This is a genomic window from Gardnerella sp. DNF00257, assembly GCF_049262745.1.
GTDB classification, from domain to species: Bacteria; Actinomycetota; Actinomycetes; order Actinomycetales; family Bifidobacteriaceae; genus Bifidobacterium; species Bifidobacterium piotii.
In genome coordinates, this window is the sequence record NZ_CP058403.1 from 579,854 (window position 1) to 599,928 (window position 20,075).

15 protein-coding genes are annotated in these 20,075 nt (G+C 42.4%); 12 read left to right on the forward strand and 3 right to left on the reverse strand.

Going from position 1 to position 20,075, the window contains the following annotated elements:
• Positions 1 to 74: 74 nt before the first annotated feature.
• Both glmS and HXT23_RS02100 read left to right on the forward strand, forming a co-directional pair.
• Entirely contained in the window at positions 75 to 1,982 is a 1,908-nt protein-coding gene (gene glmS, locus HXT23_RS02095) for a glutamine--fructose-6-phosphate transaminase (isomerizing) (RefSeq protein WP_422113018.1), read from the forward strand.
• 16 nt (positions 1,983 to 1,998) lie between these two features.
• Positions 1,999 to 3,489, forward strand: a complete 1,491-nt coding sequence (locus tag HXT23_RS02100; protein ID WP_032815585.1) for an ABC transporter substrate-binding protein — start codon at positions 1,999 to 2,001, stop codon at positions 3,487 to 3,489.
• 53 nt (positions 3,490 to 3,542) lie between these two features.
• Here HXT23_RS02100 and HXT23_RS02105 read toward each other — a convergent pair whose 3' ends face one another.
• A complete protein-coding gene (locus HXT23_RS02105; RefSeq protein ID WP_016786294.1) occupies positions 3,543 to 4,313 on the reverse strand; it encodes a type III pantothenate kinase in 771 nt (256 codons plus the stop codon).
• Positions 4,314 to 4,512: 199 nt separating this feature from the next.
• Between HXT23_RS02105 and HXT23_RS02110 the strand changes: the two genes are divergently transcribed.
• Positions 4,513 to 6,276 carry a glycoside hydrolase family 13 protein gene (locus tag HXT23_RS02110; RefSeq protein ID WP_032815583.1) on the forward strand — a complete coding sequence of 588 codons (1,764 nt, stop codon included), beginning with the start codon at positions 4,513 to 4,515 and terminating at the stop codon, positions 6,274 to 6,276.
• 109 nt (positions 6,277 to 6,385) lie between these two features.
• On the opposite strand, the gene pdxT is transcribed toward HXT23_RS02110, so the two are convergent.
• Entirely contained in the window at positions 6,386 to 6,979 is a 594-nt protein-coding gene (pdxT, locus tag HXT23_RS02115) for a pyridoxal 5'-phosphate synthase glutaminase subunit PdxT (RefSeq protein ID WP_032813518.1), read from the reverse strand.
• A gap of 28 nt (positions 6,980 to 7,007) precedes the next feature.
• Positions 7,008 to 7,841, reverse strand: coding sequence for a pyridoxal 5'-phosphate synthase lyase subunit PdxS (gene pdxS / locus HXT23_RS02120; protein ID WP_042711222.1), 834 nt, complete (start codon positions 7,839 to 7,841; stop codon positions 7,008 to 7,010).
• Positions 7,842 to 8,402: 561 nt separating this feature from the next.
• On the opposite strand from pdxS, the gene HXT23_RS02125 reads away from it, so the two are divergent.
• The 9 genes from HXT23_RS02125 to dnaG all read left to right on the forward strand — a co-directional run bounded on the left by HXT23_RS02125 (position 8,403) and on the right by dnaG (position 20,051).
• A complete protein-coding gene (locus HXT23_RS02125; protein WP_422113019.1) occupies positions 8,403 to 10,085 on the forward strand; it encodes an ABC transporter substrate-binding protein in 1,683 nt (560 codons plus the stop codon).
• Between the two features lie 160 nt (positions 10,086 to 10,245).
• Positions 10,246 to 11,214 (forward strand): ABC transporter permease, encoded by a 969-nt coding sequence (locus HXT23_RS02130; RefSeq protein ID WP_016838033.1) that lies wholly within the window; start codon positions 10,246 to 10,248, stop codon positions 11,212 to 11,214.
• A gap of 36 nt (positions 11,215 to 11,250) precedes the next feature.
• A complete protein-coding gene (locus HXT23_RS02135; protein ID WP_422113020.1) occupies positions 11,251 to 12,096 on the forward strand; it encodes an ABC transporter permease in 846 nt (281 codons plus the stop codon).
• Positions 12,086 to 13,771 carry an ABC transporter ATP-binding protein gene (locus HXT23_RS02140; protein ID WP_422113021.1) on the forward strand — a complete coding sequence of 562 codons (1,686 nt, stop codon included), beginning with the start codon at positions 12,086 to 12,088 and terminating at the stop codon, positions 13,769 to 13,771. Before HXT23_RS02135 ends, HXT23_RS02140 begins: the two co-directional genes overlap by 11 nt.
• Before the next feature lie 179 nt (positions 13,772 to 13,950).
• A complete protein-coding gene (locus tag HXT23_RS02145) occupies positions 13,951 to 14,451 on the forward strand; it encodes an S-ribosylhomocysteine lyase (protein ID WP_004113527.1) in 501 nt (166 codons plus the stop codon).
• 60 nt (positions 14,452 to 14,511) lie between these two features.
• Positions 14,512 to 15,057, forward strand: a complete 546-nt coding sequence (locus HXT23_RS02150) for an N-acetyltransferase (protein WP_422113022.1) — start codon at positions 14,512 to 14,514, stop codon at positions 15,055 to 15,057.
• A gap of 95 nt (positions 15,058 to 15,152) precedes the next feature.
• Complete coding sequence (gene alr / locus HXT23_RS02155) at positions 15,153 to 16,508, forward strand: alanine racemase (RefSeq protein ID WP_422113023.1); 1,356 nt, start codon at positions 15,153 to 15,155, stop codon at positions 16,506 to 16,508.
• Between the two features lie 82 nt (positions 16,509 to 16,590).
• Positions 16,591 to 17,874 (forward strand): deoxyguanosinetriphosphate triphosphohydrolase, encoded by a 1,284-nt coding sequence (locus HXT23_RS02160; RefSeq protein WP_016786273.1) that lies wholly within the window; start codon positions 16,591 to 16,593, stop codon positions 17,872 to 17,874.
• A gap of 74 nt (positions 17,875 to 17,948) precedes the next feature.
• Entirely contained in the window at positions 17,949 to 20,051 is a 2,103-nt protein-coding gene (gene dnaG / locus HXT23_RS02165) for a DNA primase (RefSeq protein ID WP_422113024.1), read from the forward strand.
• The last annotated feature ends 24 nt before the right edge of the window (positions 20,052 to 20,075 follow it).

Genomic DNA, 20,075 nt, shown 5'->3' on the forward strand with positions numbered 1-20,075 from the left:
TTCAAAACATAATTCAAAACATAATTGCAAAACGAGTAGAAACACACACGTTTTATAACGTACAATAGAAAATTATGTGTGGAATTGTTGGATACGCAGGTTTTGGCACAGTTTGCGCAAAGCCTTTAGAAGTTTGCTTAAACGGATTAGAACGCTTAGAGTACAGAGGCTATGATTCGTCTGGTGTAGCTCTTGCTGCTCCAGGAATGGATTCTATATGCGTGCGCAAAAAAGCTGGTCGCTTAGCTGTTTTAAGAAAAGATATAGCCGAAAATCCAATGCCAGAAGCGAGCGTTGCAATAGGCCACACGCGTTGGGCTACAAATGGTGCTCCATGCGACTTAAACGCGCATCCTCACGTTAGTGCAGACGGAAAAATCGCCCTTATTCACAACGGTATTATTGAAAACGCTATTAGCCTTAAAGAACAAATGCAAAAAGAAGGCATAGAGTTTTCGTCTCAAACAGATACGGAAGTTGCAGCAAAAGCGCTTGGAAAAATCGCGAATCAAATAATTGAAGAAACTGGTAAGCCAGATCTTTTTGAAGCAATAAGACGAGTTGCAAAAATTCTTAAAGGAGCTTTTACTCTACTTGCTGTAGACGTTAGACAGCCTAATATTGTTGCTGCTGTTCGCCACGATTCGCCACTTGTAGTAGGTGTTTCAAATAACGAGTATTTTCTAGGCTCCGACGTTGCGGCTTTTGTAGAATACACAGATAAAGTTCTTGAAGTTGGTCAAGATCAAGCTGTTTTAATCGGAGATATAAACGGATGCAAAAAAGCACAGCTTTTACTTACAGATTTTGACGGAAACGAGATTGAAAACCCTAGTTACTTTACAGTAGACTGGGATGCTTCTGCAGTAGAAAAAGGCGGGTGGGATTCCTTTATGGATAAGGAAATCCACGAAGATCCGCATGCTGTAGCCGATACTTTGCGCGGGCGATTCGACGCAAAAGGGAACATTATTCTTGACGAAGTTAGGATTAGTCAAGATATTTTGCGATCAATCGACAAGATAATAGTTGTGGCTTGTGGAACAGCAAGCTACGCTGGATTAGTTGCAAAATATGCGATTGAACATTGGGTGCGCGTGCCAGTAGAAGTGGAGTTGGCTCACGAGTTTAGGTACAGAGACCCGATTTTAACGCATAGAACGCTTGTTGTTGCAATATCTCAGTCTGGCGAAACAATGGACACGCTAATGGCGTTAAGGCATGCGCGTGAGCAGGGTAGCCGCGTGCTTGCAATATGCAACACTCAAGGATCGAGTATTCCTCGAGAATCGGATGCTGTACTTTACACGCATGCAGGCCCGGAAATCGCAGTTGCTTCCACAAAAGCCTTCGTTGCGCAAATCGTAGCAGCATACATGCTTGGGCTTTATTTGGCTCAAGTCAAAGGAACAATGTATAGAGATGAGATTCAGCAAATCGTGTCTCAGCTTAAAGAAATGCCAGATAAAATTCAAAACGTTTTAGACACTCAAACGGACTCGATTATGCAAGCTGCAAAGCGAACGATGGACGCAAAATCGTTCTTGTTCCTTGGCAGGCACGTTGGCTACCCAGTAGCGCTAGAAGGCGCATTAAAGCTAAAAGAGATTGCGTACACGTTTACAGAAGGCTTTGCTGCAGGGGAGCTAAAGCACGGCCCGATTGCTCTTGTAGATAAGGGAGAGCCAGTTGTTGTTATAGTGCCATCTTCTAGAGGTAGAGACGTTTTACACGCTAAAATGATATCGGGAATCGAAGAAGTTAAGGCTCGCGGAGCGTTTACGATTGCGGTTGCAGAAGACGGCGATCCAGACGCTGAGCGTTACGCAGATATTGTGTTTTGGCGCCCTAAATGCCCAACATTGCTAAGCCCGCTTGTAGATGTTGTAGCATTGCAACTTTTTGCTATGAATATGGCAAAGCTTAAAGGCTACGACGTTGATAAGCCTAGGAATCTTGCAAAATCCGTAACTGTGGAATAGCAATACAATGAGTGTTATGAGTGCAAGAAGACCGCACAAAAATCGCAAGCAGGATTTTGGTTGTTTTGTTATGCGTAATGTAAAACGTAATATAAACTGCGATTTGACTCGTTATATAAAGCGTGTAATTTCTGCGATTATATGCGTTTTTGCTGTTGTTTTTTGTGCATCATGCGGATCTGTTGATTCTAGAACAAAAATCACGGTGTGGTCTTGGGAGCCAAGCATGAAGCGGATTGCTGCAGATTTTGAGAAGCAAAATCCAGATATTCGCGTTAGTGTTAAAGACACAAGCGGGTATAGCAATCTTAATAGCGCTATTCAAGATGGCTATGGCATGCCAGATGTTGCTCAGCTTGAGTACTATGCTTTGCCACAATACGCTGTTAGCGGTCAGCTTCTAGACATTACAGATAGGGTACAGGGAACTCAAACATTTTACACGCAAGGATCATGGTCTTCTGTGCAATTAGGAGGCCGAATATACGGTTTGCCAATGGATTCAGGGCCTTTAGCGTGGTTTTATAATCAAGATGTGTTTAGCCAAGCAGGCGTGGATGCTACGCAAATTCACACTTGGAAAGACTACATTCACGCAGCAAGAAAGCTAAAAAATATTGGTGTTTATATTGCTGCGGATTCTGGAGATGCTAGCTTTTACAACGCTATGATTTGGCTTTCTGGCGGGCATCCGTTTATAACCTCGCACGACGGAAAAACTGTTACTGTTCGCTTAAGCAAAGATAAAGGAACAAAAGACTTTACAAAATTTTGGCAATTAATGATTGACGAAGACTTAGTGGACACAAGGCTTACAACGTGGACTCCAGCTTGGAAGAGCGCTGTTGGTTCTGGAAATGTTGCTTCCGTTTTTGCTGGAGCGTGGATGACTTCTCTTTTAATGCATGACATTCCAGGCGGAGCAGGGTTGTGGCGTGTTGCAAGAGTTCCAACAATGGATGGCAAAAATAATAATGCGCAAATGGGCGGATCTGCGCTAAGTGTATTGCAATCTAGCAGGAAGCCAGAAGCTGCAATGCGTTTTGTTGATTTTGTTTGCCACAATCAACAAGGCATTAAAGAACGCGTTAGTTCGGGAGCATTCCCAGCAGACGTTGTAACTCTTAGAGATAGCGCATTTTTGAATAAGACTACTGTTTTGGATTCTAGAGGAATTAAAGTGCCATACTTTGGCGGGCAACGCTTTAATAGAGTTTTTGCGGATGCGGCGCAACATGTGTATACGGGGTACAAGTATTTGCCATTTGAAGTATATTCGCGTAGTGATTTTCGCTCCACAGTTGGCTTAGCTTACGATTGGAATCGAAAGTCAAAAGCGCGTTTAAACATTAAAGCTATGATTGACGCTGGAATTAAGCAAGATGACGGAAAAGATTTTGTTCTTCCAGACGACCCTGGCCCTAAAATTCGTCTTAAAGACGGAATCGCGCTTTGGAAAAAAGACTTAAAAGAATACGGATATAATCAAGGTTTTGTTGTTCGCTGAGAGTGTTCGCTGAGACTTATGTGCTTTAGGTTTGTAATCCAAAGGAAAAGTCGCTAGCAACCGATTGTTCTTCTATAAATCTCGTACATTCCCTTAAAAATCAAATTTGGATCGTAGTGATCAATCGAATCAACGTCTTTTTCAAAAAGTCGCCCCAAGCCTCCTGTAGCAACAACCTTAAACGGCTCATTTATCTCTATTTTGAATTGCTCAATTGTGCGCTCAATGCCCCCGAGGAAGCTGTAGTAGAGGCCAGCTTGCATAGCAGGACGAGTTGATTTTGCAAGAATGGATTTAGGGCGCGAAATCTCAACTTCTGGAAGCTGAGCAGTATTATCCCATAGAGCTGCCGCAGCCGAGCTGATTCCCGTGCAAATAAGTCCGCAAGTAATTGCTCCGCTTTTATCAACGTAGTTATAAGTTGTAGCTGTGCCAAAATCAATTACCAATGCTGGGCCGCCATATTCGTAAAACGCGCCAACACAATCTGCTAAGCAGTCTGCGCCCAAAGAGCGAGGCTCGTCAATCCTAATATTTACGCCAGTTTTTACTCCAGGACCTACAATCATAGGGTCGATTTGCAAAAACTTAACAATGCTTGCGCGGAACGAGTGCATAACTTTTGGAACAACAGAAGCAACAATAACATCTTCAACATCGTTTACGCTAAAACCGCTTAAATTAAGGAATTGCGTAATCATAATGCCGTATTCGTCGGAAGTGTGATTTGCTTTTGTAGTCATTCTATATGTGCCAACAATCTTGCCGTTATCTAAGAATCCAAGCACAATATTCGTGTTGCCAATGTCTACTGCTAAAAGCATATTCGCCTCCGTTGTGTTTGTGTGTTGCCAAACTTAAGTATGCGCATCTTTAGAGCAATACTACATTAATGCTAAGTCGTTGCGTGCAATTTGATTGTTTGTGCTTGCTGTTTTAGGAAATCACATAAAAGTGTGGCGGTGTGGCACAGTAGGTGATAAAGTCGAAAACAATGGCAGCGAGGCTAGAAAGGAATTGTAAATGATAAATCGTCAAGCAATATTGCATAGGCCACTTTCACAATACGCGTATTCTACGGCAGAATATTGCTTAACAATTCGCTTGCGTGCAGCAAAGAATAATCTTTGTTCATGCGTTTTGCACTACGGGAATCGCGTTGATTTAACTCCGTTAGACAAGTTTTGCACGCTGAAAATGGAAAAGATTGCAAGCGACGATTACTTTGACTACTATGAAGCGAATATAAGCAGCGATTTAGATAGAGTTTGTTATTACTTTGAGATGCAAGATGCGGATGAGCACTTGTATTTGTATGCCGATACTATTGCAGCTGATTTTCCAGAAGATCGTACAGAAGTCTACCAGTTCCCATTTATTCGCCGCGAAGAGATTAGCGACGTTCCACATTGGCTTAAAGAGGCTGTTGTTTACAACATTTTCCCAGATAGTTTTGCAGATTCTAAACGCGGCATAAGTTGCATTGCAAAAGATTATTTTGATGAAAAAACTGGCCAAACTTTACACACTCGTTTGGGCGGAACAATTAGAGGCATAATCGAAAACCTTGATTATATAGAAGATTTGGGCTTTAATTGCTTGTACTTAAATCCTATTTTTACAGCTGCAGAGTACCATCGTTACGATCTTCTTGACTACTACCATGTTTGCCCTAATTTAGGAACGGACGACGATTTTAGGGAGCTTGTTAGCGAGGTTCATAATCGCGGCATGCACATAATTATTGACGGCGTTTTTAATCATTCTAGTTGGTATTTCTTCGCGTTTGACGATGTTGTTAAAAATGGCGAAAATTCGCAATACAAGGATTGGTTCTATGGATTAAAGTTCCCTGTTGTGCGCCCCGAAGATGGCGAGCGCCCAAGCTATACGTGTTTTGCGTATGAGCGTAAAATGCCAAAGCTTAATACTTCTAATCCAAAAGTTCGCGACTATTTTATGGACGTTTGTCGCTATTGGCTTGAAGATTTTGATGTTGACGGTTGGCGTTTAGACGTTGCTAATGAGGTTGATAAAGACTTTTGGCGTGCCTTCCGCGCTGTTGCTAAAAAGACTAAAAAAGATAGTGTGCTAATTGCGGAGATTTGGGAGAATTCTGAGCGTTGGCTGCAAGGAGATATGTTTGACTCCACTATGAACTACGAATTCCGCAAAGTTTGCCGCGATTTCTTTGCTTTTGGTAAGATTAATGCGCGCGAGTTTAATAGTCGATTTGTGGATATGCTTTTAAGATACCCATTCCCGATTGTTCAAGGTCAATTGAATTTGCTTGATAGTCATGACGTTAGTCGCTTTAGGAGCTTGTGTGCGCAAAATTCCGCGGATTCTGGCGATTCTTCCGCGGTGGATAAGCGATTCCGCTTGGCTGAGCTTTGTTTGCTTACGTCTGTTGGAACTCCAAGCGTGTTCTATGGGGACGAGCTTGGCGTAGTTGGTTTTGAAGAGTGTGATTACCGCGCGGCTATGCCTTGGGTAAATCCTGTAAAGGATAATCGCGACTTGTTCCGCGAACTTATAAACTTGCGTAAAAGTAACGATTGCTTTAGTCATGGCAATTTTAGAGTTCTTGACTATGATGAGCGCGGAAAATTTGTGTTTGCGCGAGAAACCGACTCTAAGCGTGTTGTAGTGGCTTTAAATGCGTTTAATGAGTCTAACGATTCGTTTAGTGGCTTGCCAGATTGTAAGCCGATTATTAGCTATAATTATGATGCTCAAAATCACTCTCTTGGAGCTTTTGGATACGCGATTTTTGAAGCAAAATAGCGATTTTTACTAGCGATTTTTGCTGGCGATTTAATCAATAAAAATGGCACTTAATCAAGTGATTTAAGTGCCATTTTTATTTACAAGCTTAAGATATTTGCAAATCCAACTACAAATCTAAGAAAAGCTGATGGATTCTAGTGTCTTCGTCAAGCTCTGGGTGGAAAGCTGTTCCGATTTGATTTCCCTGGCGAGCAGCTACAACGTTGCCATCTACTGTTGCAAGAGTCTCGGCATTTGGGCCGACTTGCGCAATATAAGGCGCGCGAATAAACGTCATTGGAACGGCTCCAAGACTGCCAAAATCCGATTCGCAATGGAAGCTTCCAAGCTGGCGGCCGTAAGCGTTGCGCTTAACAGTAACGTCTAGAGTGCCAAATCCACTAACTTCGTTACCTTCCACGTTTTTTGCAAGCAAAATCAATCCTGCACAAGTGCCAAGAACTGGCATTCCGTTTGCAATTTTCTCGCGCAAAGGCTCAAGCATATTTTGCTCTTTAAGAAGCTTAGTTTGCACAGTGCTTTCGCCGCCAGGCAAAACAAGGCGGTCAAAAGATTGCTCCAAATCTCGCGCTTGACGAAGCTCAATAACGCGCGCGCCAAGCTTTTCTAGCATTAAACGATGCTCAAGAAAAGCTCCTTGAACAGCTAAAACTGCTACAGTGTGCGCGCAATTATTTGTATTGATAGGTGAGTTTGCCAAAATAATTCGCCTCAATCACTCGCTTAAATCACTCGCCGCGGTTAGCCATTAAAAGCTTGATTTCTTGCTCGTTAATGCCAACCATAGCTTCGCCCAAATTCTCGGAAAGCTTAGCAATCATCTTGGCATCTTTGTAATTAGTAACAGCCTTAACGATTGCAGCAGCGCGCTTTGCTGGGTCTCCAGACTTAAAGATGCCAGAGCCAACAAACACGCCTTCTGCGCCAAGTTGCATCATTAAAGCAGCGTCTGCAGGGGTAGCAACACCGCCAGCTGCAAAGTTTACAACAGGAAGCTTGCCGTTTTGTGCAACGTACTTTACAAGATCGAAAGGCACGCGCAATGTCTTGGCTTCCTCAAAAAGCTCATCCTCGCGCATGCTTGTAAGCTTACGGATTGCGGAATTCATCATGCGCATGTGGCGCACTGCCTGAATCACATCTCCAGTTCCAGGCTCGCCCTTAGTGCGAATCATGGAAGCACCTTCGTTAATCCTTCGCAAAGCTTCGCCCAAATCCTTAGCTCCGCAAACAAATGGAACTGCAAAATCACGCTTGTTAATGTGGTACACGTCGTCTGCAGGGCTAAGCACTTCGCTTTCGTCAATATAGTCAATCTCAATAGCCTCAAGTACTTGCGCTTCTACAAAGTGACCAATACGGCATTTTGCCATAACAGGAATAGACACAGCCTCTTGGATTCCGTGAATCATAGCGGGGTCGCTCATTCTAGAAACGCCACCAGCCGCGCGAATATCGGCAGGAATGCGTTCCAACGCCATTACAGCGCAAGCTCCAGAATCTTCAGCAATTCGTGCCTGCTCTGGAGTAGTAACGTCCATAATCACGCCGCCCTTAAGCATTTGTGCAAGCTGGCGATTTAGAGCAGTGCGGTCTTGGCTGCCGTTATTTTGCGGATCTGAGGATTCGTTTACTGTTACTGTAGTATTCAAGTTTTCTGCCATTATTCCTCGCTTTTTATTGGCGTTTTATTGGCGCAATTTGCATGCATGCTGTGTGTAACATCTTTATGCGTCTGTTATACATTTTTTGCAAATATGCAAGCTATCGTATTGTTTTTTGCGCACGTTTGCAAGTTTACGTCTGATGGCATTTAACCACATTCATAGGATATGTGATTAAAATTGCGTTGAATTTTTATAGAATCGCGTTGAATTTTTTACACAATGATGTCAAATTTTTGTAAAAACGTATAAATATCAATTACTTATTAATGATTTATAACCAAGTTTTTAGACTCGCCCTAGTTTTGATTGACTTGCTAGCAAGCTACGATTGTATACGCCGTTGACTTTGTGTTGCAAGTGTTGCAATTAGACAAAGCAACGAGCTTAAACAATTAAATAACAACATAAACAACAATTAAATAAATGTATCTAATTCAATCCAGAAAGGTTTGTTGAATGGATAGCAAAGAACCCAAAGATGGCGCATACTCTAAAGATGCGACCAATAAACTCTATGGGCAAGAAAACGCGCAAGAATCGCAAGCTGGCTTTAGTACAGATGCTTCGCTTAACGCTGCGTCTAAAAGTGCGTATAAAACCAATAAGCGTGGTTTGGGAAAATTCTGGCTTGTTTCTGTAGCAATCGTAGTAATCGCAGTAGTTAGCGCGATTGTTGCAACGCTTACAGGTCCGCAAAAAAATCCTGCAAGTCAAACATCTTCTGCGCAAGTTTCAAATAAAACTGTGTCAATAGGATTAAAACTTGCTCCTACAAATCTCGATATTCGCAATCAATCTGGCTCATCATTGGAGCAATTGTTAATTGGAAACGTGTATGAAGGTCTTGTAGCTAGAAATGCTAAAAATCAGGTTGTTCCATCCCTTGCAGAAAGTTGGAAAATAAGCAAAGATGGCTTAAAATACACTTTCCACATGCGTAAAGGCGTTGTTTTTTCTAATGGGAATAAGCTTACTGCAAAAGACGCTGAGTGGTCTTTTAACGAGCTTGTTGCTAAGAAGTATCGCGGATCAAACATGGTTGGAAAAGTTGAATCCGCTAAAGCTAAAGATGATTACACGTTTGAAATTAAGCTTAAAGAGCCAAATGCAAAGCTTTTGTGGGCATTGTGCTCTAGAGCTGGCTTAGTTTTCGATAAGCTTGCGAATTATGACGCTAAAACTCAAGCTGTTGGATCTGGCCCGTATTTGGTAGAAAAGTTTGTGCCAAACGACCGAGTTGTGTTAAAAGCAAATCCGCGCTATAAGGGCGTTAATAAGGCAAAAACTCAAAAAGTTGTTGTTCGCTATTTTGTAGACGATGTTGCTGCTGTAAATGCGCTTTCTTCGGGATCTGTTCAAGCTTTGGCGCCTATTTCTGGCCAGCTTGCTAAGACTTTTAAGGCGGATTCAAAGCACTATGTTGTTAAAGCTGGAAACACTACCGATAAATTTGTGCTTGCTATGAATATGAATGGTGAGCGAACTAAAGATAAGCGCGTGCGTCAAGCGATTCGCTATGCGATTGACCACAAGCAAATTATTGCTTCGCGCGGAGGTACGGATGCTTTGCTTGGCGGACCAATTCCTTCTTTGGACCCAGGATATGAGGATTTAACTAAGATTTACGCGCATAATGTTAAGCGCGCTAAGTCGTTAATGAAGGAAGCTGGTTTTAGCGAGTCGAATCCTTTGCATCTTTCGCTTACTTACCCGAATATTTATGGAACGCAACTTGGTGAGCAATTGATGTCTCAATTAAAGCAAATTGGCATTGATCTAAAAGTAAACGTTGTTGAATTTACTACTTGGCTTCACGACGTTTATACAAATAAAAACTACGATTTGTCTATGGTAGATCACAATGAAAGCCATGATTTTGGCCAGTGGGCAGATCCTAAGTATTACTACGGTTACAACAATAAGCAGGTTCAGGATTTGTATGCTAAGGCAATGCTTTGCGCGAATATTAAGGAGTCTAATAAGCTTCTTGCTAAAGCTGCGCGAATCGTTAGCCAGGATGCTCCTGCAGATTGGTTGCTTAATTACAAAGTTGTTACAGCTAAGGTAAAGAACCTTGAAGGCATGCCTTTTGACATTAATCAGGTTCTTTTGCCGCTATACAACTTGCGACTTAAGTGATTTGGTCTAAATTCTCCCGCGTTTGTTTCTTTTTCTTGCTTTTGTTTACGTTTTAGCTCATTTAGTAAACAAAAGCGGGCAAACTTTCACGAGTTTGTTTACCAGTTAAGTAAAAAAGGGAACAAATGCGGGAAAACGATAGATTAAGTAAGGGGTTTGTATGAAGCGCATGATTCTTCGACGCATCGCGTTGTTCTTTGTAGCGCTGCTATTTATTTCTGCAATCGTATTTCTTGCTCTTAGAGTTTTACCTGGAGACGTTGCTCAAGTTATGGCTGGCTTAAACGCGCCAGATGGAAAAGTTGAGCAATTAAGACGCGATTTAGGATTAAACAAGCCCCTTTTCATTCAATATTTAGAGTGGATTTTTGGCGTTTTTAGGGGCGACTTTGGCATCTCAATGCTCACTGGTCGCTCCGTTGCGTCCACTATTGCTATGCGTGCTAGCATAACTTTTCCGCTTATTTTTCTAGGGCTTTTAATTGCGCTCGCAATTGGTATTCCGCTTGGATGTTTGCAAGTTTTGCATTCTGGCAAGTCTTTGCAAGGCTTTTTAAGATTTTGCGCGATTGCAGGCGGCTCTGTTCCTGCTCTTTGGGGCGGAATGATTTTAATCATGATTTTTGGCAGGGGCATTGGCTTAGTTGGGATTTTTCCTACTCAAGGTTTTCCAACAGACGGTTGGCGTGATTTTTCTAGCGCATTTTTGTCGTTGATTCTTCCATCGCTAACAGTTGGCATTATTGTTGGATCTGGCTTTATGCGTTACGCTGCAGCATCATTAGAGCAGATTTCTAATAGTGACATTGCGTTGCAAGCCATGGCTTGCGGAATGACTAAAAAGCAAATGATTTGGCGAGTTGGCTTGCGATTAGCGTTGCCGCAGCTTGTGTCTGTAATCGGATTGACTTTTGCACATATGATTATGGGAGTAATGGTTATTGAAAATCTGTTTTCGCTTCCTGGAATGGGTATGGGTCTTGTGCGCGATGTTGGTTTGCGAGATCTTATATCTGTTCAGGGCAATCTTTTTATGCTTTCTGCATTGTTCTTGCTTGTTGGGTTTGCGATTGACGTGTTGCATCGTTTGCTGGATTCAAGGCTTAGCCAGGATTCGAGTAATGAATGATTTGAGCTGTGATTCAAGTGGGGAGTGATTCAAGCAATGATTAAGTTTTTAAGACGCATTTGGCGCGGAATTATTGGAAAATTCGTTTGCATTATTTTGTGCTTGTGGATTTTTGTAGCTGCGCTTTCTTTTGTGTGGACGCCTTATTCTCTTCTAGAAACAAACGGATACCAGGTATGGCAAAAGCCTTCTCTAAAGCATTGGCTTGGCACAGATGGCACGGGTGCAGATATGCTTAGCTGGCTTATGGCTGGGTCTAGAGTAGAGATTTTGCTTGTTATTTCAACAATTGCGATTGCAAGCGTTGTTGGGTTTATTGTTTTAAGTTTTACGATTTGCCGTGTTCAAAAAATTCGTTCCCTAAGCATTATGGCAGTAGACGCTTTAATTTCCATTCCAACAGTTTTGATTGCTCTTATGCTTGCTGTACCTCTTGGAGCATCTGTTCTTATAATCATGCTTGCATGCGGATTTGGCTACGGCTTAAATCTTGCTCGTATTTTGCGGCCAAGTGCTGTTCTTGTTCTTAAGTCTAATTATGTTGATTGCGCGATTTCTAATGGCGCTAGCAGAAGTTACGTTTTGCTAAAGCATGTTCTTCCTAATATTTTGCCTATCGCTTCCGTTCAGCTTTCGCTTTCTGCAGGAACTGTTATTTTAGCGGAAAGCGGATTGACTTATCTAGGTGTTGGTGTTCCTTCGGGAGTGCCGAGCTGGGGTCGTGTTCTTTCTACTTCGGTTACTTTGATTCACGTTTATCCGCTTGCAGCTCTATGGCCTGGTCTTGTTGTTACATTAACAGTTTTAGCTCTTAATCTTTTTGGCGACGTTTTAAGAAGTGCTACAAATCCAGCAAATAGGGAGTCTAAGAATGAGTCTTGATATAAAAGGATTATCGCTTAGCATTGGATCTTCGCGCATTTTAAGCGATGTTTCACTTAACGTTAAAGATGGCGAGCGCGTTGGACTAGTTGGATCTTCTGGCTCTGGCAAATCAATGCTTTTAAGAGCTGCGATTGGTCTAGTTCCTTCTAATTGCAAAATCACTGGCTCTTGCCGCGTTGGCAATACCCAAACTGTTGGCGCTAACGATTCTGCGCTTGCACGCATTCGTGGCAAGTATGTTGGAGTTGTTTTTCAGCAAGCTGATCGCGCGCTTAACCCTGTTATGAGTGTTAGCGAGCAAATCTCGTTACCTCTTAGGATTCATTACAATTTAGAAGAAGATGATATTCAAAATCGCGTTAAAGTCATGCTTGAAAAAGTTGGTTTAGGCACAAATATTTTGAATAAGCGCACTTTTGAGCTTTCGGGCGGGCAAATGCAGCGAGTTGGAATTGCTACAGCGCTTATAACTTGCCCTAAGCTAATTCTTGCAGACGAGCCGACTACTGCTCTTGATTCTGTTACGCAAAAAGATGTTGTAAATATGCTCACTTCTTTAGTTGATAATATGGGCGCTTCAATGCTTTTTGTTACTCACGATTTTTCTGTTCTTTCTTACGCTGCTACGCGTTGCTATGTTTTGGATTCTGGGCGATTAGTCGATAGTGCGCGTGTTGGTGAATTGCTAGAAAATCCTAAGGTTCGCTCTACTAAGCAGCTTGTTCTTGCGGCGCGCGCTTTAAGTCTTAGTAAGAATGATTTAAGTCTTAGTAATAAAAATGATCTAAGTCTTGATGATAAGAATGATTTAAGTCTTAGTAATAAAAATGATTCTTCTAAAGATGATTGCATTTTTAACGCTAAAAACGTTCATGTTGTTTTAGGAAGCTCAAAAACACGTGTTGAAGCATTAAAAGGCGTTGACTTTAATCTTAAAGTTGGTGAATCTTTAGCACTAATTGGCGGATCTGGAAGTGGTAAAACAACTTTGATTCGTTCTTTGCTTGGATTGCAAGAAATACGCCAGGGGAGTATAGAATATTGCGGAAAGCTAGTCGAAACCGTTGAAAATGCTAGAAAATCAAGTTTAAAAGATTCTGCTTACGTAAATATGAGAAGACAATGTTCGCTTGTATTTCAGCATCCTTTTGCAGCTTTAGACCCACGTTGGACAGTTAGAAAAAGCGTTGCTGAGCCGCTTGAAATATGGCGTAAAAACATGAGTTCTGATTCACATGCTGTTGATTCAAATACTGTTGATTCACATGTTATTGATTCTAAAGTAGATGATGTTTTGAATTTAGTTGGATTAGATCCTAGTGTTTTTGGCAAAAGATACCCTTGCCAGCTTTCTGGCGGGCAAGCTCAATGCGTTGCTATTGCGCGCGCGCTAATCAATAATCCTAGAGTTTTGGTTGCAGATGAGCCAATGAGTGCAATCGATGTTTCTGAGCGCACAAGAATCTTAGATGCGTTTAATGTGATTCGCGCAAATCGCCCTAATATGGCGTGCATATTCGTTAGCCACGATCTTGGTATGATTCAACATTTAGCTTCTAGCGTTGTTGTTCTAAAAGATGGCGTTGTTGTTGAATCTGGGCTTGTAAGTCAAATTTTAAATAATCCAAAACATAGCTACACTCGCGAACTTATTGATGCTGCTACTTTGTAAGTCTGTATTGGTAAGTCTTGAAAGTTTGTAAGTAATAAGATTTGTAAGTCAATAAAAAATATTTTTAAATTCGTGTTTATGTGTGTTTGGCAAGAATAGCGTCTAATATTGTTAGTAATCGTTATTTGCGCATATTTACGCATACATTTGCGCATGTATTACAAGTTAGGAAAGATAAAATGAGCGAAAATCAAAATAATCAGCCAACACCTCGTCCAGAAAGCTTTGAGCTTGACCACACTAAAGTTAAAGCTCCATACGTTCGCTATATTGACACTCAAAAAGGCCCGAATGGAGATGTTATTTCTAACTACGATATTCGCTTAACTCAGCCTAACCAAGAGGCTATTCCTACGGGCGCTTTGCACACTATTGAGCACACGATTGCTGTTCTTTTGCGCCAGCGCATTGAAGGCTACATTGATTGCTCTCCATTTGGTTGCCGTACAGGATTCCACCTTTTAACTTGGGGCACTCATAGCACGGAAGATGTTGCGCGCGCGTTAAAGGAATCTCTTGAATTTATTGCGTACAAAGCTACTTGGGAAGATGTTCCAGCTACAACTATTGAGTCTTGCGGAAACTACCGCGATCATAGCTTATTTGGAGCGCGTCAATGGTGCAAAGATATTTTAGACAAGGGCATTAGCTCCGATCCTTTTGAGCGTAAGATTGTGTGATTTGTTGCGTTTAATTGTGCAAGACTGTAAAATCGCCATATTCTAAGCATAGGGGGGTGTATGTGTGAAATAAGATTGAGGAAAGCAACTCTTAGCGATTTAAAAGATATTGAAAATATTTATGAGAGAGCAAGAGTATTTATGGCAAATAATGGCAATCCTCATCAATGGGGAGATCGTTTTCCTCTAACATCTAGTGTTATAGAAGATATTCGTTTGAACCGTTTTAATCTTCTTGTAGACACGGACCCAGACTTTGGAGAAGAGCGCATTTTGGCACAATTTGCACTGTGCGAAGGGACTGATGAAGTCTACGCAAAGATTGACGGAGCTTGGCTAGATGACGTTTTGCCATACGTTACAATTCATAGACTTGCATCTTCGGGAGTCAAGCCAAAAATGGCAAGCGAATGTTTAAGATGGGCTAAGCGCAATTACTCTAATGTTAGAATCGACACTCATCCCAACAACTTGATTATGCAAAAAGTTATTTTGCGAGAAGGCTTTAGCAAGTGTGGTCTTGTTGTAATTCCAGATCGCGCGCATAGTGCAACTAGAATCGCGTATCAATGGTTGCGATCGCATAATCATGTAATACGGTATTAGAAGTATTAGAAGTATTAGAAGTATTAAGATGTAAGTCAAAAATACTTGCATATATAGTAGATATAAAAGTAAACGTAAAAGTAAAGGCGCAAGATATGTGTAAAAATTCGAGTATACAAGCGATTTTGCAAGAAAACTATGCTCGCGCCTTAAGCACATACCCAGGGCAGGTAATCGTTGATTTAAAAGCGCTAAGAGATAATATGCGAACTCTTGTTGAGCGCGTTTCTAAAGATTTGAAGCCTGGGCAAAAGTCGCCAGCGGTTATGGGAGTTGTTAAAGCAGACGGGTATGGTCACGGGCTTATTCCTAGCGCGCTCGCAGCTCTTGCAGGAGGAGCAACTTGGCTTGGCACAGCTCAACCTTACGAGGCTTTACGACTTCGCGCGTGTGGAATTGACTCAAGCAGATGCCGTATTCTTACGTGGCTTACTAGCGCTCCAACGTCTCTTTTTGCTGATTTAATAAACGCAGATATTGATATTTCTGTTGGCTCGCTGGATTCAATTGACGCTGTTGCGCTCGCTGCTAAATCGGTTGGAGCTACCGCTCGCGTACACGTTAAGGTAGATACAGGATTTGGCAGAAACGGTTTTACGCCTGCAGGCTTTAGTGATGCTTTAGAAAAACTTAGTGAATATTCTAACCAGGGATTAATCGAAGTTATTGGGCAATGGAGTCACTTAGCCGTTGCTGATTGCCCAGACGTTCCAGAGTTTGTTGCATCTACAGATAGGCAAATTGAGCAATTCCACGATTTTACTCGAAGAATGCGCGAAGCTGGGTTGGAGCCTAAAATCCGACATTTGGCTAATACGGCTGCAACTCTTAACAGGCCAGAGATACGATTTGAGCTTGTTCGCCCAGGAATTGGATTGTATGGATACGAGCCAGATCCTGTTATGGGAGCGCCTCAAGCTTACGACTTGCATCCAGCTATGACTTTACAAGCGCAACTGGGAACAGTTAAATCTGTAGAAGCAGGGCATGGAATTTCGTACGGGCGCACGTATTTAACGCCAGACAATACAAGCACAGCAATCGTTCCACTCGGCTATGCGGATGGCATTTTGCGCGCGTCTAGCGGATTCGATATGCAAGGCTCTCGTCATGTTAATAAGCCTGGAGGCCCTGTGCGCGTGGAAACCAAGAGCGGCGCTAGGATTTTGCATGTTTCGGGGCGAGTTTGCATGGATCAGTTTATTGTTGACTTAAAAGGCAGTGCTAAAGATCTTGGAGTTAAAGAAGGAGATACGGTCAGGCTTTTTGGGCCAGGAAGAGGCTTAGAATATGCGGAGCCGACGGCAGACGATTGGGCGGCGGCTGCAGGAACAATAAGCTACGAGATTATGACTGGTATTGGCCCTAGAGTTCCTAGATTGTATAAGAATGCTTACGAAGTTTTGCCTAAAAAAGACATAAAAATGTTGGATGAAAAAAGCTTAATCTAAATTTTTACGGTTTTAGCGACTATTGAGTTAGCGACTTTACGCTTTTAGATTTGCTTCTTGCAATTAGTGGAGGAGGTTTTTAATGTGTAACGATGTGATTGCTTCCGATAACGAAGTTGTTGGCGAATACAGCTTGCACGATACAGAGCGTTGGGCTAGCGAGCCTCACCACACGCGCGCTCGCACACCGTTTGAGCGAGACAGAGCCAGAATAATCCACTCTTCAGCGCTTAGAAGACTTGGCGCTAAAAGTCAAGTGCTTGTAGCTGGATCCGACGATTTTGCTCGCACACGTTTAACGCACACGTTGGAAGTTGCGCAAATTGGTCGCCAGATTGCTGCGATGCTTGGAGCAGATCCAGATGTTGTAGATTGCGCTTGCTTAGCTCACGACTTAGGTCATCCTCCTTTTGGTCACAATGGCGAGCGCGCGCTTGCTCAAATCGCAAGCAATATTGGTGGTTTTGAAGGAAATGCTCAAACTCTTAGACTTTTAACGCGTTTAGAGCCTAAAGTTTTTAGAGAAAATGGCGCTAGTGCAGGCGTAAATCTTACGCGTGCAAGCTTAGATGCTGCTGTTAAATATCCTTGGGGTTTTGATGAAGCAAAAGCGCACGATAAAGGCGAGCGTGACTTAAAATTCTGCGTTTACCCAGACGATAGGGAAGTTTTTGATTGGCTAAAGTCTGGCTCTCCGCGCGAATCGAAGCCTATAGAATGCCAAATTATGGATCTTTCCGACGATATTGCGTACAGTGTTCACGATATTGAAGACGCGATTGTGACTGGAGCTTTTAACACGGAGCTTGTTTGGGATTCAAGCGTTGCAGATCAAGTTGTTCAAGAAGCTCATAATTGGTACGGCAGCCAGTGGGATGCAGATAGTCTTTTGGCAGCTTTTAAGCGTTTGCGCGCTCTTAACATGTTCCCTGATTCTTTTGACGGCTCTAGAAGGTCTCTCGCTCACTTAAAGAATATTACTAGTGCTTTAATCGGCAGGTTTGCAAGTTCTGTTGAGAAAGCAACTAGAGAAAAATATGGGAACGGCGCTTTAATTCGCTATCGCGCAAATGTTGTGATTCCTCCAGAAACATCTTACGAGATAATCGTTCTTAAAAGTTTGGCTGTGCATTTTATAATCCAGCCTAGGGAGCGCGAGTTTTATAAGCGTGAGCAAAAGATTCTAACGGATTTGGTTGAAGTTTTTATGAGCAAATCTCCTCGAGCGCACGATGCTATGGAATCTGTGTTTATAAGCGATTGGAATAAGTGCTCTAGCGAAGACGAACGTTTAAGAGTTGCAATTGATCAAGTTGCAAGTCTTACAGATGGATCGGCTACAGCTCTTCATGCCGCTTTGTGCTAAATCAACGCTTTTACGCTTTTACGCTTTTATGAATAGAGTGTCTATAGCCTTCGGCTTGCGATAAGCTAGAGATTATGGCTGGAATGATTGTAAAAGAAGACGTTGAGCGTGTGCGCGCTGCTGCAGATTTGTACGATATTGTATCTGCAACTGTTACGCTTAAGCCTTCTGGAACGGGTACTTTTGTGGGGCTTTGCCCGTTTCACGATGAAAAAACGCCTAGTTTTAGCGTTCGTCCAAGCTTAGGTGTCTGGCATTGCTTTGGTTGCGGTGCTGGCGGAGATGTTTTTAAGTATGTTGAGCAAAAAGAAAACATTGATTTTCGCGAGGCAGTAGAGTTGCTAGCGGACCGCTTCCACGTTGAAGTTCATTATGACAAATCGCAAGATGCTAAAGATAATTCTCATGCTGGCTCCAAGCGCGCTCGTCTTATAGAAGCAAACGAGGAAGCTCAACGTTTCTTTGCGTCTCAAATCAACTCTAAAGAAGCGGCTCCAGCGCGTAGTTTGCTTGCAGGGCGCAATTTTACTCAAGCGCAATGCGAGCGTTTTGGTTGCGGATACGCGCCTAACGGATGGGATAATCTTGTTCGCTATTTGTCTAATAAGGGTTTTACTCGTCAAGAATTATTGGATGCAGGATTGGCACGCCAAGGTCAGCGCGGAATTTACGATTACTTCCGCGGCCGATTAACGTGGCCTATTCGAGATTCTACGGGACGCACTTTGGGTTTTGGTGCCAGAAAGCTTTACGACGACGATTCTATTAGCGCAAAGTACATTAATACTCCAGACACTGTGTTGTACCGAAAAACGCAAGTTCTTTATGGAATTGACATTGCTAAGTCGAATATTGTTAAAAAGCGCCAAGTTGTGATTGTGGAAGGCTATACGGATGTTATGGCTTGCCATTTAGCTGGTGTAGATACTGCTGTTGCAACTTGCGGAACGGCTTTTGGCGCGGAGCACGCGAAGATTATTCGTCGTCTTATTGCAGACGATTCTTTGGGAGCGATTCAGCTTGTTGGCCCTGTAAAAGTAGAAGGTCAAAAAGTTAGTTCGCGTATTGTTTTTACTTTTGATGGAGACGCGGCAGGTCAAAAAGCTGCTCTGCATGCTTTTGGCTTAGATTCAGCGTTTTTAACACAGACTTTTGTTGCTGTTGCAGATAACAATTTAGACCCTTGCGATTTGCGTATTCAGCGCGGCGACGATGCTGTTCGTTCTTTGATTGCGCGCGCTAATCCTCTTTATGATTTTGTAATCGACACTGTTATTCGTAAGTTTGACACGTCTTTTACTACAGGGCAGATGGGTGCTGTTAAGGCGGTTGCTCCTCTTGTTGCGCAAATTCGAGACAGGTCTTTGCTTGACTTGTACACTAGAAAAGCTGTTAGAAATATTGGTGTTGATTTAGACGTTATGCGTAGGGAAGTGGAGTCTAATAGAAGGCGATTGCACGTTGTAGACGATGACGCTTATTCTAAAGGCTATTCTTCTAGCGTTTATGCGGATTCTCGCGCATTTGATCAGCGTTCTCAAAGCATGAATGAAGCTGCTGTAAAAACAGCCATGCTTAGAAGTGCGTACAAGAATCAAAGCTATTACAAGGTTGACGATTCCGTGTTTATGTGCGAACAGCAGTTTATGGCTGTTCTTATGCAATCTCCTCTAGCATTTAGCGGCCAACTTTTTGCGCATCTTACTTTGAATAATTTTATTACGCCAGTTTTTAGAACTCTTTTCCAAGCATTTGTTGCTTCTGGAGGCTTGCCTAGCACAAATATTAGCCAAGGTCTTTGGTTGCACACTATTACTAAGGCTGCAGGCCCTATGTTAGAAGGCGTTATTAACGAGCTTTCCGTAATGCCTCTTCCATTGTCTTTAAGCAAGGGCTTAAGTAGCGCTTCTTCGCTTAACTCGTCGGCTGCTTACGATTATAGTGGCGAAGGCACTAAAGGCGGACCATCCAGTCTTTTGCGCGTTCCTAGCGAAGAAGAACAAAAGTATGCAAACGAGTTGCTTATTAAGCTTTTAGACGTTGGTTTTATGCGAAAAATCGGAGCTATTAAGCTTAGAATGAGTAAGTTAGAAGATGGGAGTGAAAAGCTTAATCTTTTAGGTCAGATTACTAGATTAGAATCTGCTCGAAAAGATCTTCAATCACAAATTCTATAAGATTTATCAATTACTTGTTTTGTC